This window comes from Ramlibacter sp. bp-362, from assembly GCF_054956735.1.
On the sequence record NZ_JBUDXE010000001.1, the window covers coordinates 26,741 to 51,369 of the forward strand.

Sequence of the window (24,629 nt, forward strand, 5' to 3'; positions counted from 1 at the left end):
CAACGGGAACAGCGGCCGGAACGGCCTGCGGACGCTCACGCGGGGGCCGACCAGGCTTTCAGGTCGGCTTCGTGGAGCTGCCCCATTCTACGCTCGCGAATCCGGCCGCCGGCGTCCACCAGCACGGAAAACGGCAGGCCGCCCACCTGGTTGCCCAGGCTGCGGGTCAGCTCCGTGCCTTGCAGGCCGGCCAGCCCGATCGGGAAGCTGACCGGGGTGCGTTGCAGGAACTTGCGCACGGAGGAGGGCTGGTCGATCGCGAGGCCGACGACTTGCCAGCCGTTGGCGGCATGTTGCCGGTAGAACGCATCGAGCAAGGGTATTTCCTCGATGCAGGGCGCGCACCACGTGGCCCAGAAGTTCACCAGCAGCGGCTTGCCCCGGAAGCTGGCCATCTCCAGCGAGCTGCCTTGCGGGGTCTCGAACTGCAGCGACCACAGGTGCTCCACCACGCCCTCGTCGGCCGCTTCGAGGCGCTGCCGCCACCAAGCGAAGCCGGCGCCCGCCACCGCGCCGGCGGCCGCGACGGCGCCGACGATCCAGGTGCGGCGGTTCGGGCCGGCGCCGGGCGGCGCCGCGCTCACGTTCTCGTTCATCTCTCTCCTTCTTCGATCAGCGCCCGCACCGCCGCGAGGTCGCCGCGCGGGGTGCGGCCCTTGGCGTCCGGCTTGAGCGCGCCGCGCAGGTCGTCGTGGTCGTACACCAGCAGGTGCACGCCCACGGGCTCGCCCAGCTCCCGGCTCATGCTGCTCAGGCTCAGGGCCTCGACCGGCTCGCCGTTGAAGCCCGTGACGGTGCGCGGCGTGTAGTCGACCCCGTGCTCGATGAGGGCGATCTCGGCGGACTTGGGATCATCGCAGAACAGCTGCAGGTAGATGTCCGACAGGCGCGTGGCCGTCCCGTGCCACACGGCCCCGCCCAGGTGCGGGCGGAACTCCGCGAGGCGCTCCATCCAGGTGAGCGCCAGGCGCCGCAGCGCCGCGAGCTGCGCCGGCTGCGTGTCGGCGCAGAACAGGGAGATGTATTCCAGGACGGCGTCCTCCACGCTGTCGTTGTCCGGCAGCGCGGTGCGCGCGTTCAGGCCCATCTGCTTCACGGCCCGCCGCTTGGCGGCGCCATATTCCAGGCCCTCTTCCACCACCATGCGGGCGGCCGTGGCGGCGATTTCCGACTGCAGGCTGTCCATCCGGTGGATTCTGCATTGCCCGCCCTGCCCCCCGCCCGTACAGTGGCTTGTCCACTCTCCGGGAGACGGGCCATGCAAAGCACGATGACGGCGACGCCGCTGTCGCTCAACCACCTGCTGGAGCGCGCGGGCCAGCTGTTCCATGGCAACGAGATCGTCTCGCGCCTGCCCGACAAGTCCCTGCGCCGCCACAGCTACGGCGAGTTCCACCGGCGCACGCGGGCGCTGGCTTCGGCGCTGCAGCGGCTCGGGCTGCGCAAGGGCGAGCGGGTGGCCACGCTCTGCTGGAACCACCACGCCCACCTGGAGTGCTACTTCGGCATCCCGGCCGCGGGCGGCGTGATGCACACGCTCAACCTGCGCCTGGCGCCGGACGAGATCGGCTGGATCGCCGGCAACGCCAGCGACCGATTCCTGGTGGTCGACGACGTGCTGCTGCCGCTGTACCGGCAGTTCGCCGGCCTGCACCGCTTCGAGAAGGTGATCGTGTTCCCCTTCTCCGGCGCGCCCGTGCCCGCGGAGTTCGCGGACTACGAAGCGCTGCTGGCGGACGCGGACCCGGACGGGTTCGAGTACGCGCCGCACGACGAGAACGACCCCGTCGCGATGTGCTACACGTCCGGCACGACCGGGCGGCCCAAGGGCGTCGTGTACTCGCACCGGTCGACGGTCCTGCACACGCTGGTCGCCAGCCTGGGCGATTTCTGGGGACTGCGCGGCACCGACGTCGTGATGCCGGTGACGCCCATGTTCCACGCCAACAGCTGGGGCATGCCCTACGGCGCGGTCATGATGGGCGTGAAGCTCGTCTTCCCCGGCCCGCACCTGCACCCCGAGGACCTGCTGGACCTGATGCAGCTGGAGCCGCCGACGCTGTCGCTGGGCGTGCCGACGATCTGGATGGGACTGATCCAGGCCTACGATGCGGCGCAGGCGAAGGACTCGCCGCACCACGGCCGCTGGAAGCTGCCGCGCGGCATGCGTTCGCTGGTCGGCGGCGCGGCCGTGCCGGAGGCGCTGATCCGCGCGTTCGACCGGCACGGCATCTGGATCGAGCAGGGCTGGGGCATGACCGAGACCTCGCCGGTCTGCACGATCTCCTATCCCCGCGCCGAACTGCAGGACGCGCCCGAGGCGGAGAAATACCGCCGCGCCGCCATGGCCGGCGTACCGGTGCCGCTGGTGGACCTGCGCGTGTGGGGCGACGAGGGCGAGCAGCCCTGGGACGGCAAGAGCGTGGGCGAGGTGCAGGTGCGCGGGCCCTTCATCACCGGCAGCTATCACGAGGTGCCGGTGAGCGCGGAGAAGTTCACCGAGGACGGCTGGCTGCGCACCGGCGACGTCGCCTGTGTCGACGAACTCGGCTTCCTGCGCATCACCGACCGCACCAAGGACCTGATCAAGTCCGGCGGCGAGTGGATCAGCTCGGTGGACCTGGAGAACGCGCTCATGGCCCACCCGTCGGTGGCCGAAGCCGCCGTGATCGCCATCCCCGACGAGAAGTGGAGCGAACGTCCGCTCGCCTGCGTGGTGCTGAAGAAAGGCGCCGACACCCACCCGGGCGAACTGAACGAGCACCTGCTGAAGCACAGCTTCGCCAAATGGCAGCTGCCCGAACGCTACGAATTCATCGACGCCGTCCCGCGCACGTCCACGGGAAAGTTCTGGAAGCTGAAGCTGCGGGAGCGCTTCCCGAGATAGGTGGGTGGGGATTCAAGCATTCAGAACGCAGAGGACGCAGAGGTTTCGCAGAGGAACGCAGAGAAGACCAATACAAAATGGTTTTTCTCTGCGTTCTCTGCGTTACCTCTGCGTCCTCTGCGTTAAAAATCCTGCCGCAGGGCACCCATTCCGGCCCCTCGCGCGGCTGACTCGCCACCGCCCCGGATAATCCGCCCTCATGCACATCCATATCCTCGGCATCTGCGGCACGTTCATGGGGGGTCTCGCCGCGCTCGCCCGCGAGGCGGGGCACAAGGTGACCGGCTGCGATGCCGGCGTCTATCCGCCCATGAGCGACCAGCTGCGCTCGCTCGGAATCGACCTCATCGAGGGCTTCGGCACCGAGCAGCTCGCGCTCAAGCCCGATGTCTGGGTGGTGGGGAACGTCGTCTCGCGCGCCCGGCTGCCCGACGGCACGCCGCGCTTCCCGCTGATGGAGGCGATCCTCGACCAGGGCCTGCGCTACACCAGCGGGCCGCAGTGGCTGGCAGAGAACGTGCTGCAGGGCCGGCACGTGCTGGCCGTCGCCGGCACGCACGGCAAGACCACCACCACGTCCATGCTCGCCTGGATCCTGGAGCATGCCGGCCTGCAGCCCGGCTTCCTGGTCGGCGGCGTGCCGCTCAACTTCGGCGTATCGGCCCGGCTGGGCAACACGGCGCGGCCGCTCACGCCCTTCGTGATCGAGGCCGACGAGTACGACACGGCCTTCTTCGACAAGCGCAGCAAGTTCATCCATTACCGGCCGCGCACGGCGATCCTGAACAACCTGGAGTTCGACCACGCCGACATCTTCGACGACCTGGCGGCGATCGAGCGGCAGTTCCACCACCTCGTGCGCACCATCCCGTCCACCGGGCGGGTCGTGGTCAACGGCCTGGAGGAAAGCCTCGCCCGCGTCCTGCACCAGGGCTGCTGGAGCGAAGTGCGGACCTTCGGCGCGGCTGTGAGCGACTTCCGCGCCGAGGGCGAACCCACCCGCTTCGACGTGCTGGAGCAGGGACATCGCGCCGCGCAGGTGCACTGGGACGTCGGCGGCGTGCACAACCAGCTGAACGCGCTGGCGGCGATCGCCGCCGCGCAGCACGTGGGCGTCACGCCGCCCGTGGCGGCGGCGGCGCTGCGCGAGTTCCGCAACGTCAAGCGCCGCATGGAAGTGCGCGGCGTCGCCAACGGCATCACGGTGTACGACGACTTCGCGCACCACCCGACCGCGATCCGCACGACCATCGACGGGCTGCGGCGCCAGGTCGGCGCGCAGCGGATCCTGGCCGTGTTCGAGCCGCGCAGCAACACCATGAAACTGGGGACCATGAAGGCGCAGCTGCCCTGGAGCCTGGAGCAGGCCGACCTGTCCTTCTGCCACGCGGGCGGGCTGGGCTGGGATCCGGCGGAGGCGCTGCAGCCCATGGGCGCGAAGGCGCGCGTGGCGCAGACGATCCCGGAACTGGTGCAGCAGGTGCAGGCCGTCGCCGTGCCCGGCGACCACATCCTGTGCATGAGCAACGGCGGCTTCGGCGGGATCCACGCGAAGCTGCTGGAGACGCTGGGGCGGGGCGCGTAGCCCTCTCCCCCGAGGGGGAGAGGGAGGAGGATCACTCCCGCATCAGCGGCAGCGGCGCCGTCATGTCGGACGCGCGCAGGTCGGACAGGTCCGGCGGCCGCGGCGAGGAGTCCATCACCGAGAAATAGACGCTGTGCTCGCTGGCCGACGCCGCGTCGCGTCCGGCCGCCGGGCGGGCGCCGCCGCCCATGGCCCGCTTCGGGTTGGAGGTGACCGAGCCCACCACGTAGAGCGCGGAGAGGAAGCGGGCCAGCGCCTCGGCGCCCAGGCCGGTGGCCTGCTGCAGTCCGTTGAAGTTCATGCCCGGGTGGGCCACCAGCTCGCGCATCAGCAGCAGGTGCGCGTCCTTCAGCTGCCGCTGCGGCAGCCGCGGCGGGCGGCGGAAGAACAGCGGCTGCGTGCGGTAGTGGGGAGGCAGCAGGTCGCGCTGGGTGCGCTGCGCGTACTGCCACATCAGCTGCGACACGCTCGCGCGCGGGTAGTTCGGCGGGATCACGACGGCGCCGTGGTCGCGGATGCACCAGCTGGCGCCCTGCAGGTCGCGGGCCGTCACGCCCGGGCGCACGCCGGCACCCAGCTTCAGGTCCACCACGGCCAGCAGGTCGCTGCCGTGCAACACCTCCCAGGAACCGGAGCCCAGGCTGGGCTGGTGCTCGGTGATGCTGGACGCCAGCGCGAACTGCGACAGCATGGTCTGCATCCAGTCCGCGAACTGGTTCAGCACGGCGAGGCCGGCGTCGCGGTCCTCCAGGGCGAAGGTGACGGCGGGCTTGAAGCCGGCGGCCGTGATGGGCAGGGAAAAGGCCACCGGCCGGTCCACGTCGGCCAGGGCGATCTGCACCGAGCGGCCGGAGGGCACGGCGGGCTGCACGCGCAGGTGCTGGTTGGGCATGAGCAGGGTGCGGCTGCCTTCGAGCCACCATGCGTCCGCTTCGGCGAAGGGACCGACGGCCCAGTTCGCGCGCGTGCTCCCGGCGCTCGCGGCGATCTCCGCGGCCGCCTTCTGCTGTGCCTCCGTGTACCCCGCCAGGCCCAGGCGCAGCAGGGGGACCTCGATGCTCATTCCGTTTCTCCTCGGACTCCCGGTCTCCCGAGTCGAAACAAATATACCCCGCTCGTTACTATATGTAAATAAGGCGCAAGTATTCCGTGGAATCCTACCGTCGCCGGCGCACGCCGTCGGCGAGCGTTTCCAGCAGGTCCAGCGACTCGTTCCAGCCGAGGCAGGCATCGGTAATGCTTTTTCCGTATTCGAGCGCCTGCGGATCGTCCTTGCCGGGCGTGAACTTCTGCGCACCCGCGACCAGGTGGCTCTCGACCATCACGCCGAAGATGCTGCGCGAGCCGCCGGCGATCTGGCCGGCGATGTCGCGGGCGACGTCCATCTGCTTCTCGTGCTGCTTGCTGCTGTTGGCGTGGCTGCAGTCCACCATCAGCGTCGGGTGCAGCTTCGCCGCCTCCAGTTCGCGGCAGGCCGCCGCCACGCTCGCGGCATCGTAGTTGGGCGCCTTGCCGCCGCGCAGGATCACGTGGCAGTCGCGGTTGCCGTTGGTCTGCACGATCGCGACCTGCCCGTTCTTGTGCACCGACAGGAAGTGGTGCGGGCGGGCCGCGGCCTGGATCGCGTCGGTGGCGATCTTGATGTTGCCGTCGGTGCCGTTCTTGAAGCCGATGGGCGCCGAGATGCCGGAGGCGAGCTCGCGGTGCACCTGGCTCTCGGTCGTGCGCGCGCCGATCGCGCCCCAGGAGATCAGGTCGCCGATGTACTGCGGCGAGATCACGTCCAGGAACTCGCTGCCGGCCGGCACGCCCAGGCGGTTGATCTCGATCAGCAGCTGGCGCGCGATGCGCAGGCCCTCGTCGATGCGGTAGCTCTCGTCGAGGTAGGGGTCGTTGATCAGGCCCTTCCAGCCGACCGTCGTGCGCGGCTTCTCGAAGTACACGCGCATCACGATCTCCAGCGTGTCCGCGTGCTTGCGGCGCGCCTCCCGCAGGCGCGTCGCGTACTCGAGCGCCGCCGTGGGGTTGTGGATGGAGCAGGGGCCGATCACCACCAGCAGGCGGTCGTCCTTGCCGGTCATGATCTCGTGGATGGCACGCCGGGTGTGGCTGATCAGGCCCTCCACGGCCGTCCCGCGGATCGGGAAGAACCGGATCAGGTGTTCGGGCGGAGGCAGCACGGTGATGTCCTTGATGCGCTGGTCGTCGGTCTGGCTGGTCTTGTCGGCGGGGCGCTGCCAGGCATGGTCGGCGGGGATGGCTTTGGGACTCATGGACGGGCTTCTCTCTGTGGTGTGGTGGTTTGCGAGGGCCAAAAAAAAACCGCCGGGGACCGGCGGTTTTTCGAGGTTCGTTGCGTGGATCGCGGGTACGCTCAGATCTCTCTTCCGCCGGAGGCGCTGGAGAACCAAAAGTAGCCAAAGAAGAAGCCGCGAACGGAACGCATGCCGAAAATGTAGCACACGGGACGGGGAGCGCGCACGCGGCATGCGCGCCGGTGTGGCTTCATTGCTCCAGCCAGTGCTCGTACATGTCGGCCAGCAGCATGCCTTCGCCGAGCGTGCGCCACGCCACCAGGGCGAAGTCGTCGGCGGTCACCTGCAGCTCGTCGTCCCAGGGGCGCAGGTCCAGCAGCCACTGGTGGATCTGCACGCGGAACTGGTCCAGCGCCTGCAGGTAGGCGGCGTATTCGTAGAGCCCGCGCCAGGCCGGGCCCAGGCTGCCCGCCACCATGGCGCGGTGGTCGCGCAGGGCCGTCAGCATGTCCATCAGCACCGGCGCCGCATGCTGGCGGCGCCGGTCCAGGCGCAGGGCGGCGAGCACCGCCTCGGCGACCAGCGCCAGCTGCTGCATGCCCTCGGAGAACTGGCTGCTCTCCTCGTCGGCCATCGCCGTGCGCAGGAAGTTGCTCCACTCCCCGAACGTGTGGATGCTCGGGAAACGGGAGCGCGCTTCCAGCGGCAGGCGGGACGTGGACGGGACGGTGTTCATGGTCGGGCCGGGGGGCCAGTATTCCCGCTGGCGGCGGGCGCGGGGGGCCCGGCCTCCAGGCGGCGGCTTCCGCCGGTCAGGCGGCAGCTTCCGCCCGTCAGGCGGTGCCGCCGACGGTGAGGCCGTCGATGCGCAGGGTGGGCTGGCCCACGCCGACCGGGACGCTCTGGCCTTCCTTGCCGCAGGTGCCCACGCCGGTGTCCAGCTTCATGTCGTTGCCGATCATGCTGACGCGGGTGAGCGCGTCCGGGCCGTTGCCGACGATGGTCGCGCCCTTCACGGGATAGAGCAGCTTGCCCTTCTCGACCCACCAGGCCTCGCTGGCGGAGAACACGAACTTGCCGGAGGTGATGTCGACCTGGCCGCCGCCGAAGTTGGTGGCGTACAGGCCCTTCTCGATGCTCGCGACGATTTCCTCGGCGGGCCTGTCGCCGCCCAGCATGTAGGTGTTGGTCATGCGCGGCATCGGGATGTGCGCATAGCTCTCGCGCCGGCCGTTGCCGGTGGGCGTCACGCCCATCAGGCGGGCGTTGAGCGAATCCTGGATGTAGCCGCGCAGGATGCCGTCCTCGATCAGCACGTTGCGCTGGCTCGGGTTGCCTTCGTCGTCCACGTTGAGCGAGCCGCGGCGGTCGGCGATGGTGCCGTCGTCCAGCACCGTCACGCCCCTCGCGGCGACGCGCTGGCCGATGCGGCCGCTGAAGGCGCTGGAGCCCTTGCGGTTGAAGTCGCCTTCCAGCCCGTGGCCCACGGCCTCGTGCAGCAGGATGCCGGGCCAGCCGGGGCCCAGCACCACGGTCATCTCGCCGGCGGGCGCCGGACGCGACTCGAGGTTGGTCAGCGCCGCGCTGACCGCGTCGTCCACATAGGACTGCAGGTGGGCGTCGTCGAAGTACGCGAGGCCGAAGCGCCCGCCGCCGCCGCCCGAGCCCATCTCGCGCCGGCCGTTCTGCTCGGCGATCACCGTGACCGACAGGCGCACCAGGGGCCGCACGTCCGCGGCCAGCGTGCCGTCGGCGCGCGCGACCAGCACGACGTCGTACTCGCTCGCCAGCCCGGCCATCACCTGCGCCACGCGCGGGTCCTTGGCGCGGGCCATCTGCTCCACGCGCTCCAGCAGCTTGACCTTGGCGGTGCTGTCCAGCGTGGCGATCGGATCCAGCCCCTGGTACAGCGACCGGCTGCCGGCGACCTGCTGGGCCGGCACCCGGGCCCGGCCGTTCTTCGCCGCCGCGGCGATCGAGCGCACCGTGCGCGCCGCGTCCAGCAGCGAGGCCTCGGAGATGTCGTCGGAATAGGCGAAGGCCGTCTTCTCGCCGCTGACCGCCCGCACGCCCACGCCCTGGTCGATGCTGAAGCTGCCGGTCTTGACGATGCCCTCCTCCAGGCTCCAGCCCTCGCTGCGCGTGTACTGGAAGTACAGGTCGGCGTCGTCCACCTTGTGCGCGCGGATCTCCGCCAGCGCGCGCGCGAGGTGCGTTTCGTCCAGGCCGAAGGGTTCGAGCAGCAGCGCCCGGGCCGTCGCCAGGCGCTCGATGGTGGGTTCGCGGGAGATCATCGGACCATTGTAGGCGGCGGGTTGCGCCCCCGTGGCGCGACGGTCATCGCGCCCTCACGCGGCACGGAACAGCTTGAGCAGCGCCGCGTCGTCGAGCGCCCCGTCGCCGGCCGCGACCGCGCGATCGAAGGCTTCGTGCGCCGCCGGCCCGAGCTGCGCGGCGAAGCCGGCCGCGCGCGCCGCCTCGAGCGCGAGGCGCGAGTCCTTCTGCAGCAGCGTCACGTGCGCGCGCGGCGCGAAGTCGCCGGCCAGCGCCCGCCGCATGCGGTCGGAGCCGATCCAGCTCTGCCCGCTCGATTGCTCGATCACGTCCAGCGTGCGCGCGGCGTCCAGCCCCAGCCGCTCGGCCAGCGCGATGGCCTCGGCGGCGCCGGCGAGGTTGATGGCCGCCAGGAGGTTGTTGACCAGCTTGGTGCGGGCGCCGTCGCCGCAGCGGCTGCCCACGCGGAAGAGCCTGGCGCTGAGCGCGTCCAGCAAGGGACGGTTCGCATCGAAGGCGGCGTCGGGGCAGGCGACCATCAGGCTCATGCTGCCGTCGCGCGCGCGGGCCGGGCCGCCGGACATGGGCGCGTCGATCGCGGCGAGCCCCCGCTCCACCAAGGCCGCGGCAAGACGCTCGACGTCCGCTGGCGCGATGGTGGGACACAGCAGCACGGCGCAGCCCGGGGCGAGCGCCTCCGCCGCGCCGTCGCGGCCGAACAGCACCTCGTCCGCCTGCTGTGCATCGACCACGCACACGATCAGCGCCGCGGCGCCGGCCGCGGCGGCGCGCGGCGTCGCTGCCGCGCTGGCGCCGCATCGGACCAGGGCCTCGACCTTCTCCGGCACGAGGTCGCACACCGCCACTTCCCAGCCGCAGTCCAGCAGGCGGGCGGCCATGCCCCCGCCCATGTTGCCGACGCCGACGATGGCTGCGCGCTTCTCCATGGCCGCGCGATTATGGATGCGCCGCGGCGGCGCGCACCGGGAGATCCCCCATTGAGCAGAAGACACGCGCGCACGCAGCATCCATACTCCGCTGCGAGGCACACGAGAGGGGGCGACCTGATGCAGACAGCCGGCGCCAAGGCGCCCCGCGAGGAAGTCCAGCAGCGCCTGCTGGAGCTGCTGGCCGAACAGAGCCGGCGCGTGCCGGTCGCCGTCGGCATCCTGCTGCTGGTGGTGGCGCTGATCGCCGCGCAGCGCATGCCCCCCTGGATCCCCGCCGTGTGGCTGCTGGCCGCCATCGCGCTGCTGCTGGTGCGCCGCCACTGGCTGGGCCGCCTGCCGCTGCAGACGCAGGTGCCCACGCGCCAGCGCATGCGCACCGCCGTCACGCTCAGCTGCATCAACGGCTGCATGCACGGCCTGAGCCTCGCCGCCTTCCCCGTTCTGCTCGATGCGGAGCGTTCCTTCTTCTCCCTGCTGATCCTGGGCCTGTGCACCGGCGCGGTCGGCACGACGGCGGGCCACCGCTCGATCTACCTCGCCTACATGGTTCCGGCGGCGGGCACGCTGCCGCTGTGGTGGCTCGCCAATCCCGGCGGCATGCCGGCCGGCTGGATCGAGCTGTCGCTGGCCGTGCTGACGGCGCTTTACCTGTGGATCGTGGTGGGCCTGGCGGACAACGCCTGGCGCAACTTCAGCGAGTCGGTGCAGATCCGCTTCCAGGACCGCGAGATGGCCGCGAAGCTGCGCGAGGCGCTGGCCGTCGCCAACCAGGCGAGCCAGGCCAAGACGCGCTTCCTCGCCGCCGCCAGCCACGACCTGCGCCAGCCGCTGCACACCATCGGGCTGCTGGTCGCCGCGCTTTCGCTGCGTCCCATCGAGGGCCGCGACCGCGAGGTGGTCGACCTGCTGAGCCAGGTGACGGTCGCCCTGTCGGAACAGCTGGACCAGCTGCTCGACATCTCCAAGCTCGACGCCGGCGTCGTCGAGCCGGTGCGCAAGATCGTGGACCTCGGCGAGATGCTGCGCATGCACCACGCCGAGATGCGCGCCGCCATCGAGGAGAAGGGCCTGCGCGCCGTGCTCGACGCGCCCACGGGCGTGCGCTGCTGGACCGACCCGGCCCTGGTGCTGCGCGTGCTGCGCAACCTGACCGAGAACGCGATCAAGTTCACCCAGAGCGGCGACATCGCGCTGCGCCTGCGCGTCGAGGACGCCTGCGCCCTGATCTCGGTGGAAGACACGGGCCGCGGCATCCCGCCGGCGGAGCAGGCCATGGTCTTCGAGGAGTTCTACCAGGTCGACAACCCCGAGCGCGACCGCGCCAAGGGGCTGGGCCTGGGCCTGTCCATCGTGCGGCGCCTTTGCAGGCTGCTGGGCATCGCGCTGGACCTGCGCTCGGACGCCCGGGGCACCACCGTCACGCTGAAGCTGCCGCTGGAAACCTACGGCGCGCTCGCGCCGGCGCCCAGCGAACCCGCGCGCAGCCAGAGCCTCGGCGGCCTGACGGTGCTGGTGATCGACGACGAGCGCTCGGTGCGCACCGGCATGCGCGTGCTGCTGGAGGAACTGGGCTGCCGGTTCGTCGAGGCCTGCTCGGTGGCCGAGGCGACGCAGCAGGCGCTGGACGCGCGGCCCGACGTCGTGCTGGCCGACATGCGCCTGCGCAACGGCGAGTCCGGCATCGACGCCATCGCGCGCATCACCGAGGCCATCGGCCGCACGCCGGCCGTCCTGATCACCGGCGACACCGCACCGGACCGCCTGCAGGAAGCGACGCGTGCGGGCATCAAGCTCCTGCACAAACCGGTCAGCCTGCCGACGCTGCAGGCCGAACTGGGGCGCATCCTCGACCAGAAGGGCCCCCGCCATGAACCCGCCCGACCCTGACCCCTCGCCTGCCGGCCTGCGCTGGCAATCCCGCGACTACGGCGAGCTGAGGAAATACCCGTTCGACCCGCCCATCGACGTGCTCGTCGTGGGCAGCGGCTATGGCGGCGCGATGGCCGCCGCGGAACTCGCCACCTGGCGCCACGCCGACGGCACGCGGCTGCGCATCTGCGTGCTGGAACGCGGCAAGGAATACGCGCCCGGCATGTTCCCCTCCAGCCTGCAGGAACTGCTGCCGCACGTGCGGGTGCACCGCCGCGGCCGCGAGAAACTCCTGGGCCGCCCCGACGCCCTGCTGGACGTGCGCATCGGCCCGCACGTGTCCGCCCTGCTGGGCAACGGCCTGGGCGGCGGCTCCCTGATCAACGCCGGCGTGATGGAGAAGCCGCGCTGGCGCGACGGCCAGGCGCTGCCCGGGAACATCGCGCCGGAACTCGAGCCCCTGTTCGACGAAGTGAAGCAGCGGTTGCACGCGGCGCCCCGCTTCACGCAGGAGCACCCGGAACTGCAGGGCCAACCCCTGCCCAAGACCGCCGCGCTGCAGCGCGTGGCGCGCCATGCCGGCGCGCGCTTCCGCGACGCGGAGATCACGGTGCAGACGCAGCCGGGGGACCCCGACTTCCCGCCCTGCAGCCTGTGCGGCGACTGCATGACGGGCTGCAACGTCGGCGCCAAGCGCTCGCTCGACACCACCCTGCTCGCGCAGGCGCGCGCCGCCGGCGCCGAGCTCTACACCGGCGGCACCGTGCTGCAGGTGGAGCCGCATCCGCGCGGCGGCTGGCTGGTGCACACCGTCTACACCGACGCCTCGCTGCGCGCGCGCCACGAGGTGCTGAAGATCCGCGCGGCCAAGGTGATCCTCGCGGCCGGCACGCTGGGCAGCACCGAGATCCTGATGCACTCGCGCGCGGCGGTCTCGCCCTCGGCGCGCCTGGGCTCCGGCTTCTCCTGCAACGGCGACAACCTCGTGGCGGCCCACGGCGGGCCGCAGCCCGTGGACACCACCACCGACGAATGGGTCGCGCTGAAGGGCCGCAGGATCGGCCCGACGATCACCGGGGTCGTGGAACTCGCCTGGGACGCCGCCGCGCAGGAGACGATCCCGCCGCCGCTGATGGAGGAGTTCGCCGTGCCGGCGGCGCTCAAGCGGCTGTTCGACGAAACCGTCACGACGGCCGGCCTGCTGAACCGCCTGCCGAAGCGCCCGGGGCGCTCGCCCGGGCAGCGCCGGCACGGGCTCGACAGCATGGCGGTGGACCCGGAAGCCATGCGCAACACGCTGCTGGTGGGACTGGTCGGCCACGACGAGGCGCAAGGCCACGTCGTGATCCCGGGCAACCCGGCGCTGGAAGGCCGCGCGGGCGTGGAATGGTCCGAGGTGCGCAACTCGCGCTGGCTGGAAGCCGGCTACGAACAGGCGCGCCGCGCGCTCGAACGCGCCCGGGCCGGCGCCGTCCTGCCCAACCCCGCGTGGCGCCCGGTGCCCGTGGAAATGGAGACGCTGGTGCAGGAGCGCGGCCCGGTGCTGACGGTGCACCCGCTCGGCGGCTGCCCCATGGGGAGCTCGCACGTGGACGGCGTCGTGAACCACCTGGGCCAGGTGTTCCGCGTGACGAAGAAAGGTTCGGAGCCCTGGAGCGACCTCGTCGTGCTGGACGGCTCGATCCTGCCCTGCTCGGTGGGATCCAACCCCGCGCTGACCATCGCCACGCTGGCGCTGCGCGCCAGCCGCGCGCTCGCGCAGGAATGGAACTGGATCCGCGCCGTCCAGCCGCGCACGCAGGCGCCCTCCGCCACGGTGCAGCCGGTGCCGCAGGAGCCAATCGACCTGCAGATCACGACGGCGCACGCTGCCAGCATCGAGGGCGCGCAGCCGGTGTTCCGCCTGCCTTCCCTCCGCCGCTGGCTGCCGGTGCTGCTGCCGGAATGGCTGCTCGGCTGGCTGCTGGAACCGGGCGATCCGGCCGGCGGCAGCAAGCCCGCGCCCACCCGGCCGGCCCTGCCGCCGCCCGTGCATCCGCGACCGGTCTACCGGCAGCCGCCGCAGTGCACGCCACCGCGGCCGCAGGCGACGGAGGTGGAACTCGTCGAGCGGCTGGCCGGTCCGGCCGGCGATCACTGGGTCGAGCTCACGTTGTGCTACCTGCGCAGCGACCTGGCGCAGCTGACCGGACAGGCCTCGCGCGAAGTGCACCTGTATGCGCCGAAGTCCTGGCTGCGCATCTACGACAACCGCCACGACGCGCGGCGCGAGCTGCTGACGCTGGACGAACACGAGCGCACGGCCCGCGCGATTTTCGCGGCGCAGCTGCAGGGGTCGCTCACCATCCGCGAGCACGCCGCCGGCTTCCACACGCCTGTGCGCGTGCTGCGCGCCATGCATGCGTGGTGGCGCAACCGCGGCAAGCGCGAAGCCTGGGACCTGTTCACGGGCGCGGTGGACCAGCCGTTCAAGGCCGGCGTGTTCATCGCTTCCGCCGCGCGTGCGGCGGAGCGCCGCGTGTTCTCCTACGACCTGCGCGTCGTGCAGGTCGAGCGTCCCTGGACGGGCCCGTCGCCCGCGCCGGCGATCGCCGCCGGCACGCCGGTGCGCGGCACCAAGTGCCTCACCTACATCCTGCACGGCAACCCGTGGCGGCAGCTCACCGAGCTGCGGCTGCACGGCTTCCCGCTGGGTGGCAGCCCGGTGCTGGCGCTCGACTGCCGCTTCATCGTCAAGCAGGGCGTGCCGCTGCTGCGCATCATCCGGCAGGAGAACCAGGTCGTCGCGCTCGCCGAGTTCGCCTCCTTCGCGCTGTGCTGGGCGCGCATGCTGGTGAGCATCCACCTCTGGTCCTTCCGCGCGCCCGACCGCCCCGCGCCGCGCGAGCCGCGCTTGCTGCCGGGGCCGATCACCGGCTTGCCGGCGCCGCGCCACGTGGAGCTGCCGCTCGAAGCCCCGGACTCGCCCATTCCCGCCTTCGTGCGCCTGACGCGCTACGCCAATCCGGGCAAGCCGCCGGTGGCGCTGGTGCACGGCTACAGCGCCAGCGGCACCACCTTCACGCACGAGGCCATCCCCGAGCCGCTCGCGCGCCACCTCTGGAACGCCGGGCGCGACGTCTGGGTGCTGGACCTGCGCACGAGCTGCGGCATGCCGACCGCGCGGCAGCCCTGGCGCTTCGAGGACGCCGCCTTCGCCGACCTGCCGCGCGCGATCGCCTACATCCGGGAGGTGACGCAGCTGCGCGTGGGCGTCGTGGCGCACTGCATCGGCGCCGTCATGCTCAGCATGGCCCTGCTCACGGGGCCCAAGGACCTGGATCGGTTCAAGCATGCCGAGGGCGACCGGCCCACGCCCAGGCGCTGGCACGACGAACTGGAGGCGCTGCAGGAGAACATCGACCGCATCGTCCTGTGCCAGAAGGGCCCGGTGCTGGTGTACCGCGACGACAACGTGCTGCGCGCCTATTTCCAGCGCCTGCTGCGGCGCCTCGTGTTCGCGGACGACTACCAGTTCCGCGTGCCGGCAGACCGCACGCTCGCCGGCAACCTGCTGGACCGCCTGCTGGCCACCCTGCCCTACCCGGCGGAGGAATTCGCGCGCGAGAACCCCGAGGTGCCGTGGGCGCGCACGCCCTGGGCCGGCTTCCGGCACCGCATGGACGCGCTCTACGCGCGCGACTTCAAGCTGGCCAACGTCGCAGACCGCACGCTCGCGGCGATCGAGGACCTGTTCGGGCCGCTGAACCTGGACACGGTGGCGCAGGCGATCCACTTCGCGCGCCGCAACACGATCACCGACGCGAACGGCCGGCCCTTCGACACCAGCCGCGGCGTGCTGCAGCGGCGCTGGCCGAAGCGCGGCACGGTCAGCATCCACGGCGCCGAGAACGGCCTCGCCGACGTGAAGACGCTCGACGTGATGCGCACGCAGATGGCGTTCGCGGGCATCCCGTATGCCGCGGTGGAGATCCCCGGCTACGGCCACCAGGACTGCCTGATCGGCGAGCACGCGGCGCGCGACGTGTTCCCGCACATTTCCGCCAACCTGTGAGGCACGCATGGATTCGCTGTGGAAACTGCCGCCCACCGACCTCCAGCCTGGCGAGGGCGCCTGGCAGGTGCAGTCCGAGGAAGGCCTCGGCCCGGCCGGCGCCGTGTTCGTGCCGCTGCGCAAGGACGCCGGCGGCTGGGCCTTCGTCGCGCCCGCGCAGTCCGCGCTCCCCCTCACACGGGTGGACGACAGCGCCTGGACCGCCGTCCCCCTGCCCGATGCGCCGGGCGCCGACCATTTCCTGTGCCTGCTTTGCTACGACCAGCCGGCCGAGCATGCCGGCAAGGTGTACCTCACGCTGAAGCTCGCCGCGCTGCCGGCCGGGGACGGGCTGCCCACGGAAGTCCCGGCACGCGACCTGCGCGAGGCCTTCGAGCGCGTCCGGGACCGCGCGGACCTCGACCTCGACCTGCTCGTCGTTCCGGCCGTCCCGGCAGCGCGCGCCGCCGCACAGGCCAGGGGCTTCGCGTCAGGCGAGGACGCGGAGGCGGCGCCGTCCGGACTCGAATTCGCCTTCTGCAGCTGCCAGTACCCGGCCGGCATGCTGGACCGGCGCGTCGCCTACCGGGCCTACGGCGCGCTGGCGGAGTACCTGCAGGCACCCGGGCAAGCCTTGCCGCAGCGCCTGCTGCTGCTCGGCGACCAGGTCTACGCCGACGCGACCTACGGGCTGCTCGACCCCGCGCGTGCCGACGACCGCTACCGCCTCGCCTACGACGAATTCGGCAGCCGCGCGTCCGGGCCGTTCGCGCAGCTGCCGCAGACGCTGCTGGCCCGCCGGCGCATGACGCCGGACGACCACGAGATCGAGGACAACTGGGAGCCGGCCGGCCCGCGGTCCATGGAGTTGCTGGCCGCGGCGCTGCCGCAGTTCTGGAGGTTCCAGCGCCGCGAGCAACAGCGAACGAACCTGCACCTGGTGGAGCGGGGCCCGGGCTGGCGCCTGTTCATGGCCGACAGCCGCACGCGCCGCGACCCACGCAACGAGTCCACGCTCGCCACCGCGCTGATGCTGGGCGAGCAGCAGACCTCCGAGCTGCACGACTGGCTGGCCGAGCCCGCGCCGGACGCGTTGAAGATCGTGACCTGCGCCTCCATGCTGCTGCCGCGCGCCCGCATCAACATGGACGCGCCGCTGTACCTGGACACGTGGCAGGGCTACCCCGCCTCGCTGCACGGGCTGCTCGCGTGGCTGTGCGAGCACGAGGTGCGGGACGTGGTGTTCCTCTCCGGCGACGCGCACCTGGCGTGCGACGCGCGCGTGCGCGTCGTCAACACGCGCACGGGCAAGGCCGTGGACTTCGCCGCGCTGCACGCGCCGCCGCTGTACGCACCTTATCCGTTCGCCAACGAGGAGGTCGCCAACCTGCTGTGGCAGGACGACTTCACCTTCACGGTGGAGCGCGAGTCCTACCGCTGCACCGTGGAGGCCAGGCGCTTCGAGGCGCCCGCCGGCGGCTGCGGCCTGCTGCGGGCGCGCCGCGGGCCGCAGGGCTGGACCTGCGGGATGGAGGTGCTGGTACCGGTGGAGCGGCGGCGCGGGGAAGGGCCGGCGCAGGCCGCGCCGGCGCCGCGCTACGAGATCCGGACGCCCTGCTCCGCGGCCATGTAGACGGCCTCGGTGCGGTTGCGCGTGCCCAGCTCCTGGTAGATCGCGCGCAGGTGGGTCTTGACGGTGCCGTCGCTGATCCCGAGCTCGCGGGCGATCAGCTTGTTGGAGTTGCCGCGCAGCGCGGCGCGCAGCACGTCGGCCTGGCGCTCGGTGAGCATCGGGAAGGCGTCGCGCACGTCGCGCGTCTGGATCGGCGCCAGCCCGCCCGTGGGCAGGTACACGCCGCCGTCGGCGATGGTGCGCACCGCGATCATCAGCTGCGCCGGCGGGGAATCCTTGGGGATGAAGCCGGCGGCGCCCAGGTCCACGGCGTTGCGCACCAGCTCGGCGTTGCGGTCGCCGGAGAGCACGACCACCCGCGTGAGCGGCGCCGACTCGCGCAGGGCCTCGAGCGCGCGGGCGCCGGCCAGGCCCTCCATGTGCCAGTCCATCAGGATCAGGTCGAACATGCCGGCGCGCGTGGCTTCCAGCGCTTCCTCGGCGGAGGCGGTGAGCGTCACCTCCATGCTCGCATCCAGCTTCTCCAGCAGGAGGCGCAGCCCTTCCCGGAAGAGGGAATGGTCATCGCATACCAGGACTCGCATGAAGGCCTCCTTTCGCCTCGGACTGCAGCATAGCGGGGGACTCCGTCCAACCCAACGACACCGCGATGGTGCCTGCGCGCGCCGCGATCCGCCTCTCCCCTTCGGGAGAGCGAAAGCACTACGTCTGCACCAGCCGCTTCGATTTCGAGATCGACATCAGGATGCCCAGGCCCATCCCGAGCGTCACCATCGCCGTGCCGCCGTAGCTGATGAAGGGCAGCGGCACGCCCACGACGGGCAGGATGCCGCTCACCATGCCCATGTTCACGAAGGCATAGGTGAAGAAGATCATGGTCACGGCGCCGGCCAGCAGCCGCGAGAACAGCGTCGGCGCCTCGATGGCGATGGCCAGGCCGCGCAGCACCAGGAACAGGAAGCTGGCGATCAGGAACAGGTTGCCCAGCAGGCCGAACTCCTCGGAGAAGGCGGCGAAGATGAAGTCCGTCGTGCGCTCGGGGATGAACTCCAGGTGCGTCTGGGTGCCCTGCATGAAGCCCTTGCCGAAGATGCCGCCCGAGCCGATGGCGATCATCCCCTGGATGATGTGGAAGCCCTTGCCCAGCGGATCCTTGGTCGGGTCCAGCAGCGTGCAGATGCGCTGCTGCTGGTAGTCGTGCAGGATGGGCCAGCGGAAGCCGTCGGCGCACAGCGTGCCCTCGAAGGCCACGATCAGCACCAGCCCCACCAGCCCCAGCACCAGCGGCGGGATGATGAGCTTCCAGGACAGGCCGGCGAAGAAGATCACCGACAGGCCCGCCGCCAGCACCAGCATGGACGTGCCCAGGTCCGGCTGCTTCATGATCAGGGCCACCGGCAGCGCCAGCAGCACCCCGGCCACGATGAAGTCGAGAGGGCGCAGCTGCCCCTCGCGCTTCTGGAACCACCAGGCGAGCATCAGCGGCATGGCGATCTTCAGGATCTCGCTGGGCTGGATCACCACGCCCACGTTGATCCAGCGTTTCGCGCCCTTCTTGGTGATGCCGAACACGGCGACGGCCACCAGCAGCGCCACGCCGAGCACGTACAAGGGCACGGCGAAGCTCATCAGCCGCTGGGGCGGGATCTGCGCGACCACGAACATGATCGTGCCGGCCAGCACCATGTTGCGCGCGTGGTCGACGAAGCGGGTGCCGTGGTCGTAGCCGGAGCTGTACATGGTCAGCAGCCCGGCGCAGGCCAGCAGGAAGACGGCGAAGGCGAGGGGCCCGTCGAAGCCCTGCAGCATGGGCAGGATGCGCTGGCGGAACGACGGTTTTTCGAAGACGGCGGCCATGGCGGATTATCCTCCGCCTCCTCCCAATGGCCGTGGTGTCGCGCTGCCCGGCGGCTGCTAACATCCGCCGCACCTTGCAGCGCCGCATGAACATCCTCGTCGTCGATGACCATCCCCTGTACCGCAGCGGGGTCGCCTACACGCTGCAGACGACGGGCATGGAGGTCGAGGTGGTCGAGTGCGCCACGCTCGACGCCGCCTTCCAGCGGCTGGACGAGGGCCTGCAGGCCGACCTGCTGATCCTGGACCTGCACATGCCCGGCTACAGCGGGCTCGACTCCGTGCGGGCGATGCGCAGCCGCCGGCCCGAGGTGCCGGTGCTCGTGCTGTCGGGCAACGAGGACCCGGCCGTGGTGCACGAGTGCGTCGAGCTCGGCGCCTTCGGCTTCCTGTCCAAGTCCGCCGGCAGCGACCAGTTCCACGCCGCGCTCACGCGCGTGCTCGCCGGCGGCGTCTACCTGCCGCCCGCCAGCCTGAGCGTCGCCGCGCCGGCCAGCCGGGCGCAGCAGGACGCCTGGAGCCGCCTGGGCGCGAAGCTCACCGACCGCCAGCGCCAGGTGCTGCTGGGCATCGTGCAGGGCAAGCCCAACAAGGCGATCGCCCGCGACCTCGGCCTGTCGGACACGACGGTGAAGTCGCACGTGGCGCACATCCTCCAGGCGCTGGTGGTGTCCAACCGCACCGAGGCGGTCTACGCGCTGGCGCGCGCGGGCATCAGCATCCGCGACCTCGAACCCTCGTCGCCCTGAGGCGCGTCAGGCGCGCACGGGCAGCGCGTCGCCGCCGGGGAAGGCCGGCCGCAAGGCCTGCAGCAGGCGCTCCGGCGTGATCGGCTTCTGCAGCACCGGCAGGGCGAGCCCGCGCTCATGGATGTCCGGCTCGCCGGAGACGATCCACGCCGGCAGCGGCCCGTAGGCGGCCCGCACCGCCTCCACCGCGTCCACGCCGGTGCCGTCCGCGAGGTGGTAGTCCGCCAGCACCAGGTCCGGCGGGCCTTCGGCCTCGCGCAGCTGTTCCAGCACCTGCGCCAGCGAAGCGCCCGCGGCGACGCGCGCGCCGGCTTCCAGCAGCCAGTCGCACAGCGCCTCCCGCGCCAGGCGGTCGTTCTCCACCACCGCCACCAGCCGGCCGCGCAGCATCGCGTCGCCCCGCTCGTGCACCGGCGAGCCCGCCACCGCGCCTTCCACCTGGGCGGCCGCCAGGCGCAGGCTCACGCAGGTGCCGCGCCCGGGCTGGGACTCGATCTGCAGCGGCACCTGCATCAGGTCGGCCATGTGGCGCGACACGGCCAGCCCGAGGCCGATGCCTTCGGCCTCCGCGACGCTGGCCGAGCGGCCGCGGTAGAAGGCGTTGCACGCCTGGGCCAGGTCTTCCGATTCCATGCCCACGCCCTGGTCGCTCACGCTCACCAGCACGCCACCGCTTCCGCTGCGCACCGTGAGAGCGATCTCGCCGCCCAGCGAGTACTTGTATGCGTTGTCCAGGAAGTTGCGCAGCATGCGCTCCAGCAGCACGGGATCGCCCGCGACGCGCACCGGCCCGGCCAGCTCCAGCCGGAAGCGCAGCCCGCGCGCGGCGCACTTCTCGGCGAAGCCGGAGACGGCGGCGGCCACCAGCTGGTCCAGCTGCACGGGCTGCACGACGGCCTTCATGGTGCCGGCGTCGATCTGGGCGAAGTCCACCAGGTGCCGGAACATGCCGTCGATGGATTCGCCGGTGCGCACGATCTGCTGCGCCATGGCGTCGCGGCGGGACGGATCGGTGGAGCGCCGGAAGATGTCGGCCAGGAACAGCAGCGCCTGCACGGGCTGGCGCAGGTCGTGGCTGGCCGCGCCGAGGAAGCGCGACCGGGCGCGCTGGGCCTCCTGCTGCTTGCGCAGTGCCTCGCGCAGCTGCACCACGAGCACGGCGTTCTGCTGCGCGGCCTGCACCGCGTCCTGCAGTTGCGACCGGACGATGCGCGCCAGCCGCACCAGCATGGGCCCGCCCAGCAGCATGGACGTGCCGATCAGCAGCAGCTCGCGCGTGCCCGTGCGCGGCACCCAGCCGAGGAAGATCGTCGCCAGGCAGGCGGCCAGGAACAGCGCGTAGATGCGCGGCTGCACGGCCAGCAGCGCCACCGCCACCGTGGCCCAGCCGACCATGATGATGGTCAGCACGCCGAGGTCGGCCACCGAGACGAAGGGCGAGAACAGCGGGACGCACAGCGTTCCGGTCCAGCCGGTCACGGCCGCGGTGGCCGCGATGGCATGCAGGGTGCGCTCGGTCCGGCCGTGGCGCGCGACGAGCCAGCGGAAGAAGGGCTGCCAGGAGAGCATGCCGGCGGCCAGCAGCAGGTACCAGCCGAGGAAGGTCGGCCAGCCCACGGCCGGCTGGAACACGATGCCCAGGATGGCGCCCATCAGCAACGCGGTGGCGGCCCCGGCCCGGGTCTGGGCGAGGATCATGGCCACGCTGCGTTCCACCAGTTCCGCGGAGGCGGCGGGTTCGCCTGCCGCGGATCGTTCTTCTTCTGCCAACTTCTGCTCCGGGCCCGGAGTCTGGCCGAACCGGAGATGTTCTGCAAATCGGAACGATCCCCCTCTACCATCCGGTGGATGGACACCACGCACTTGTTGTATTTGCACGGCTTCCGCTCCTCCCCGCGCTCCTTCAAGGCGCAGCGGACGGAAGCCGCCGTGCGCGCGCGCCATCCCGCCGTCACCTGGTGGTGCCCGCAGCTGCCGCCTTCGCCCCGGGCCGCCATGGAGCTGGTGCTGCGCGGCATCGCCGCGTGGCCGGCGGAGCGCATGGCCGTTGTCGGCTCCTCGCTCGGCGGCTTCTACGCGACCTGGGTCGCCGAGCGCACCGGCTGCCGCGCGGTCCTGCTCAATCCGGCGGTGGACCCGGCGCGCGACCTGCACGGCTACCTCGGCGAGCAGACGTCTTGGCACGACCCGGACGAACGCTTCGTGGTGGAGCCCGGCTTCCTGGACGAACTGCGGGCGCTGGAATGCGGCCCGGTGCGCCATCCCGGGCGCTACTTCGCCGTCATCGCCAAGGGCGACGAGGTGCTGGACTGGCGCGAGATGACCGGCCGCTACCCCGGCGTGCGCACGAAGCTGCTGGAAGGCGGCGACCACGCGCTGTCGGATTTCGACGCGCACCTGGAGGAAGTGCTCGCCTTCCTGCAACTCGCCTGAGCCCGACGGTGGCGCCGGGAGGCGCATGGGACAATCCGGCGATGTACGTGTTGTTCGAAGATGCCGGGAAATTCCTCTCCGGCCGGGTGCTGTCCGAATCGGACGCCTCGGCGCAGGTGGAGCTGGAAAGCGGCAAGCGGGTCAAGGTGAAGGCGGCGAACGTGCTGCTGCGCTTCGAGAAGCCGCAGCCGCAGGAGCTGCTGCAGGAGGCCCGCGCGCTCGCGGAGGGCATCGAGCTGGACCTCGCCTGGGAGTTCGCGCCCGAGGAGGAGTTCGGCTTCGCCGACCTGGCCCGTGAATATTTCAGCGCCCAGGCGACGCTGGGCCAGCAGGCCGCCGCGCTGCTGCGCCTGTTCGAGGCGCCCCACTATTTCCGCCGGGCCGGCCGCGGGCGCTTCCGCAAGGCGCCGGCCGAGATCCTGCAGCAGGCGCTGGCCGCCATCGAGAAGAAGAAGCAGGTGCAGGCGCAGATCTCCGCCTGGGCCGCCGAACTCGCGGCCGGCAGCTGCCCGCCCGCGATCCGCGAGCAGCTCTATCGCATCCTGTTCAAGCCGGACAAGAACGCCCCCGAATACAAGTCGGTGGTCGAGGCCTCGCGCAACACGCAGACGGCGCCGCTGGCGCTGCTGCAGAAGGCCGGGGCGATCACCTCGCCCTACCAGTTCCACTGGAAGCGCTTCCTGCTGGAGTACTTCCCCAAGGGCACCGGCTTCCCGCCGGTGGCGGCGCCCGCGATCCAGGAGGAGCTGCCGCTGGCGGCCGTGCAGGCCTTCTCGGTCGACGATTCGAGCACCACCGAGATCGACGACGCCCTGTCCGTGCAGGGCCTGGGCAGCGGCACGGTGACGGTGGGCATCCACATCGCGGCGCCGGGCCTCGCCATCGCGCCGGCGGCGCCGCTGGACCAGGTCGCGCGCCAGCGCCTGTCCACGGTCTACATGCCGGGCCACAAGATCACCATGCTGCCCGACGACGTGGTGCAGGCCTACACCCTGCTGGAGGGACGCGACTCCCCCGCGGTGTCGCTCTACCTGCGGATCGACGAGGCCTCGCTGGCGGTGCAGGCCAGCGAGACGCGCCTGGAGCGCGTGCCCGTCGCCGTCAACCTGCGGCACGACCAGCTCGATGCCTTCCTGAGCGAAACCTTGCTGGAGGATCCGTCGGCGCCGGCCGACGGCGTGCCCGAGGCGGCGGCGCGCTTCCGCCCCGAGCTCGCCTTCCTGTTCCGCCTGGGCCGCCACCTGAAGGCGCAGCGCGAGATCGTGCGCGGCAAGCCCGAGACCTTCAACCGGCCCGACTACAGCTTCCGCGTGCCCGACGCCGGCGACGACGGCCCGGAAGGCGACGAGACCGTGGAGATCACGGTGCGCAAGCGCGGCGCCCCGCTGGACCTGCTGGTGGCCGAGGCCATGATCCTCGCCAACAGCACCTGGGGCCTGTGGCTCGCGGAGCTGGGCGTGCCCGCCATCTACCGCAGCCAGGCCAGCCTGGCGCCCGGCGTGAAGGTGCGCATGGGCACGAAGTCGCTGCCGCACGCGGGCATCGGCGTGAAGAGCTATGCCTGGAGCACGTCGCCGCTGCGCCGCTACACCGACCTCGTGAACCAGTGGCAGATCATCGCGGCCGCCCGCCACGGCCGCACCGCGGCCCTGGCCGCGCCCTTCAAGCCCAAGGACGCGGAGCTGTTCTCGATCATCTCCGCCTTCGATGCGGCCTACAGCGCGTACAACGCCCACCAGGCCGCGATGGAGCGCTACTGGACGCTCAAGTACCTGCAGCAGCAGGGCATCACCGAGCTGGAGGCGACGGTGTTCAAGGAGGGCCTGGCGCGCGCCGACACGCTGCCGCTGGTGCTGCCCGTGATGGGTACCGCGGACCTCCCCCGCGGCGCCCGCGTGCGCCTGAAGCTGGGCGCGATCGACCTGATCACGCTGGACGTGAACGGCACGGTGACGCAGCGCCTGGACAGCGCGGCGCAGCCGGCGTCGGCAGAAGACGACAGCGAGGAGGAAACCGTCGCCGGTCCGATTGCGATCGCGGTGGATGTCACCGACACTCCCGAGGACGAAGCCGCCCCGGCACCCGCTGCCGCCGATAATTGATT

The 24,629-nt window shown here is 71.5% G+C and carries 18 protein-coding genes; 8 read left to right on the forward strand and 10 right to left on the reverse strand.

Annotation, left to right across the window (positions count from 1 at the left end; all coding sequences use genetic code 11):
• Positions 1-35: 35 nt before the first annotated feature.
• Both ACY0MJ_RS00135 and ACY0MJ_RS00140 read right to left on the reverse strand, forming a co-directional pair.
• Complete coding sequence (locus ACY0MJ_RS00135; protein ID WP_462636200.1) at positions 36-596, reverse strand: TlpA family protein disulfide reductase; 561 nt, start codon at positions 594-596, stop codon at positions 36-38.
• Positions 593-1,186, reverse strand: a complete 594-nt coding sequence (locus ACY0MJ_RS00140; protein WP_462636201.1) for a hypothetical protein — start codon at positions 1,184-1,186, stop codon at positions 593-595. Before ACY0MJ_RS00140 ends, ACY0MJ_RS00135 begins: the two co-directional genes overlap by 4 nt.
• A gap of 72 nt (positions 1,187-1,258) precedes the next feature.
• Between ACY0MJ_RS00140 and ACY0MJ_RS00145 the strand changes: the two genes are divergently transcribed.
• Together ACY0MJ_RS00145 and mpl are read left to right on the forward strand one after the other, a co-directional pair.
• The gene (locus tag ACY0MJ_RS00145; protein ID WP_462636202.1) at positions 1,259-2,887 is read left to right on the forward strand and encodes a long-chain fatty acid--CoA ligase; all 1,629 of its coding nucleotides are present in this window, start codon (positions 1,259-1,261) and stop codon (positions 2,885-2,887) included.
• 199 nt (positions 2,888-3,086) lie between these two features.
• The gene (gene mpl, locus ACY0MJ_RS00150; protein ID WP_462636203.1) at positions 3,087-4,472 is read left to right on the forward strand and encodes a UDP-N-acetylmuramate:L-alanyl-gamma-D-glutamyl-meso-diaminopimelate ligase; all 1,386 of its coding nucleotides are present in this window, start codon (positions 3,087-3,089) and stop codon (positions 4,470-4,472) included.
• A 31-nt stretch (positions 4,473-4,503) separates the two neighbouring features.
• Here the strand turns inward: mpl and ACY0MJ_RS00155 are convergent, their stop codons facing one another.
• The 5 genes from ACY0MJ_RS00155 to ACY0MJ_RS00175 form a co-directional block, all read right to left on the reverse strand.
• Positions 4,504-5,535 carry a hypothetical protein gene (locus tag ACY0MJ_RS00155; RefSeq protein WP_462636204.1) on the reverse strand — a complete coding sequence of 344 codons (1,032 nt, stop codon included), beginning with the start codon at positions 5,533-5,535 and terminating at the stop codon, positions 4,504-4,506.
• Between the two features lie 94 nt (positions 5,536-5,629).
• Positions 5,630-6,745: a 3-deoxy-7-phosphoheptulonate synthase gene (locus ACY0MJ_RS00160; RefSeq protein ID WP_462636205.1), complete on the reverse strand. Its 1,116-nt coding sequence runs from the start codon at positions 6,743-6,745 to the stop codon at positions 5,630-5,632.
• Between the two features lie 232 nt (positions 6,746-6,977).
• A complete protein-coding gene (locus ACY0MJ_RS00165; RefSeq protein WP_462636206.1) occupies positions 6,978-7,463 on the reverse strand; it encodes a hypothetical protein in 486 nt (161 codons plus the stop codon).
• A 97-nt stretch (positions 7,464-7,560) separates the two neighbouring features.
• Positions 7,561-9,021 carry a metalloprotease TldD gene (gene tldD, locus ACY0MJ_RS00170; RefSeq protein ID WP_462636207.1) on the reverse strand — a complete coding sequence of 487 codons (1,461 nt, stop codon included), beginning with the start codon at positions 9,019-9,021 and terminating at the stop codon, positions 7,561-7,563.
• A 54-nt stretch (positions 9,022-9,075) separates the two neighbouring features.
• Complete coding sequence (locus ACY0MJ_RS00175; protein WP_462636208.1) at positions 9,076-9,948, reverse strand: NAD(P)-dependent oxidoreductase; 873 nt, start codon at positions 9,946-9,948, stop codon at positions 9,076-9,078.
• A gap of 120 nt (positions 9,949-10,068) precedes the next feature.
• Between ACY0MJ_RS00175 and ACY0MJ_RS00180 the strand changes: the two genes are divergently transcribed.
• Genes ACY0MJ_RS00180 through ACY0MJ_RS00190 form a run of 3 tightly spaced genes read left to right on the forward strand, consistent with a single transcriptional unit; the run spans position 10,069 to position 17,486 of the window.
• Complete coding sequence (locus tag ACY0MJ_RS00180) at positions 10,069-11,838, forward strand: ATP-binding response regulator (protein ID WP_462636209.1); 1,770 nt, start codon at positions 10,069-10,071, stop codon at positions 11,836-11,838.
• On the forward strand, positions 11,819-15,874 hold the full coding sequence (locus ACY0MJ_RS00185; protein WP_462636210.1) for a GMC family oxidoreductase N-terminal domain-containing protein: 4,056 nt from the start codon (positions 11,819-11,821) through the stop codon (positions 15,872-15,874). The genes ACY0MJ_RS00180 and ACY0MJ_RS00185 overlap by 20 nt, the downstream gene beginning before the upstream one ends.
• Before the next feature lie 7 nt (positions 15,875-15,881).
• Positions 15,882-17,486 carry an alkaline phosphatase D family protein gene (locus tag ACY0MJ_RS00190; protein ID WP_462636211.1) on the forward strand — a complete coding sequence of 535 codons (1,605 nt, stop codon included), beginning with the start codon at positions 15,882-15,884 and terminating at the stop codon, positions 17,484-17,486.
• On the opposite strand, the gene ACY0MJ_RS00195 is transcribed toward ACY0MJ_RS00190, so the two are convergent.
• Both ACY0MJ_RS00195 and rodA read right to left on the reverse strand, forming a co-directional pair.
• Entirely contained in the window at positions 17,450-18,070 is a 621-nt protein-coding gene (locus ACY0MJ_RS00195; RefSeq protein ID WP_462636212.1) for a response regulator, read from the reverse strand. The genes ACY0MJ_RS00190 and ACY0MJ_RS00195 overlap by 37 nt on opposite strands.
• 118 nt (positions 18,071-18,188) lie before the next feature.
• Positions 18,189-19,343, reverse strand: coding sequence for a rod shape-determining protein RodA (gene rodA / locus ACY0MJ_RS00200; RefSeq protein WP_462636213.1), 1,155 nt, complete (start codon positions 19,341-19,343; stop codon positions 18,189-18,191).
• Positions 19,344-19,429: 86 nt separating this feature from the next.
• On the opposite strand from rodA, the gene ACY0MJ_RS00205 reads away from it, so the two are divergent.
• A complete protein-coding gene (locus ACY0MJ_RS00205; protein WP_462636214.1) occupies positions 19,430-20,092 on the forward strand; it encodes a response regulator transcription factor in 663 nt (220 codons plus the stop codon).
• Between the two features lie 6 nt (positions 20,093-20,098).
• Here the strand turns inward: ACY0MJ_RS00205 and ACY0MJ_RS00210 are convergent, their stop codons facing one another.
• Entirely contained in the window at positions 20,099-21,862 is a 1,764-nt protein-coding gene (locus ACY0MJ_RS00210) for a hybrid sensor histidine kinase/response regulator (protein WP_462636215.1), read from the reverse strand.
• 78 nt (positions 21,863-21,940) lie between these two features.
• On the opposite strand from ACY0MJ_RS00210, the gene ACY0MJ_RS00215 reads away from it, so the two are divergent.
• Together ACY0MJ_RS00215 and ACY0MJ_RS00220 are read left to right on the forward strand one after the other, a co-directional pair.
• Positions 21,941-22,525 (forward strand): YqiA/YcfP family alpha/beta fold hydrolase, encoded by a 585-nt coding sequence (locus ACY0MJ_RS00215; RefSeq protein WP_462636216.1) that lies wholly within the window; start codon positions 21,941-21,943, stop codon positions 22,523-22,525.
• Positions 22,526-22,566: 41 nt separating this feature from the next.
• Positions 22,567-24,627 (forward strand): ribonuclease catalytic domain-containing protein, encoded by a 2,061-nt coding sequence (locus ACY0MJ_RS00220; protein WP_462636217.1) that lies wholly within the window; start codon positions 22,567-22,569, stop codon positions 24,625-24,627.
• The last annotated feature ends 2 nt before the right edge of the window (positions 24,628-24,629 follow it).

What these genes read in the sequence shown, in the direction of transcription:
- ACY0MJ_RS00135 (WP_462636200.1), bottom strand. Translation starts at nt 596, where the DNA reads ATGAACGAGAACGTGAGCGCGGCGCCGCCCGGCGCCGGCCCGAACCGC.
- ACY0MJ_RS00140 (WP_462636201.1), bottom strand. Translation starts at nt 1,186, where the DNA reads ATGGACAGCCTGCAGTCGGAAATCGCCGCCACGGCCGCCCGCATGGTG.
- ACY0MJ_RS00145 (WP_462636202.1), top strand. Translation starts at nt 1,259, where the DNA reads ATGCAAAGCACGATGACGGCGACGCCGCTGTCGCTCAACCACCTGCTG.
- mpl (WP_462636203.1), top strand. Translation starts at nt 3,087, where the DNA reads ATGCACATCCATATCCTCGGCATCTGCGGCACGTTCATGGGGGGTCTC.
- ACY0MJ_RS00155 (WP_462636204.1), bottom strand. Translation starts at nt 5,535, where the DNA reads ATGAGCATCGAGGTCCCCCTGCTGCGCCTGGGCCTGGCGGGGTACACG.
- ACY0MJ_RS00160 (WP_462636205.1), bottom strand. Translation starts at nt 6,745, where the DNA reads ATGAGTCCCAAAGCCATCCCCGCCGACCATGCCTGGCAGCGCCCCGCC.
- ACY0MJ_RS00165 (WP_462636206.1), bottom strand. Translation starts at nt 7,463, where the DNA reads ATGAACACCGTCCCGTCCACGTCCCGCCTGCCGCTGGAAGCGCGCTCC.
- tldD (WP_462636207.1), bottom strand. Translation starts at nt 9,021, where the DNA reads ATGATCTCCCGCGAACCCACCATCGAGCGCCTGGCGACGGCCCGGGCG.
- ACY0MJ_RS00175 (WP_462636208.1), bottom strand. Translation starts at nt 9,948, where the DNA reads ATGGAGAAGCGCGCAGCCATCGTCGGCGTCGGCAACATGGGCGGGGGC.
- ACY0MJ_RS00180 (WP_462636209.1), top strand. Translation starts at nt 10,069, where the DNA reads ATGCAGACAGCCGGCGCCAAGGCGCCCCGCGAGGAAGTCCAGCAGCGC.
- ACY0MJ_RS00185 (WP_462636210.1), top strand. Translation starts at nt 11,819, where the DNA reads ATGAACCCGCCCGACCCTGACCCCTCGCCTGCCGGCCTGCGCTGGCAA.
- ACY0MJ_RS00190 (WP_462636211.1), top strand. Translation starts at nt 15,882, where the DNA reads ATGGATTCGCTGTGGAAACTGCCGCCCACCGACCTCCAGCCTGGCGAG.
- ACY0MJ_RS00195 (WP_462636212.1), bottom strand. Translation starts at nt 18,070, where the DNA reads ATGCGAGTCCTGGTATGCGATGACCATTCCCTCTTCCGGGAAGGGCTG.
- rodA (WP_462636213.1), bottom strand. Translation starts at nt 19,343, where the DNA reads ATGGCCGCCGTCTTCGAAAAACCGTCGTTCCGCCAGCGCATCCTGCCC.
- ACY0MJ_RS00205 (WP_462636214.1), top strand. Translation starts at nt 19,430, where the DNA reads ATGAACATCCTCGTCGTCGATGACCATCCCCTGTACCGCAGCGGGGTC.
- ACY0MJ_RS00215 (WP_462636216.1), top strand. Translation starts at nt 21,941, where the DNA reads ATGGACACCACGCACTTGTTGTATTTGCACGGCTTCCGCTCCTCCCCG.
- ACY0MJ_RS00220 (WP_462636217.1), top strand. Translation starts at nt 22,567, where the DNA reads ATGTACGTGTTGTTCGAAGATGCCGGGAAATTCCTCTCCGGCCGGGTG.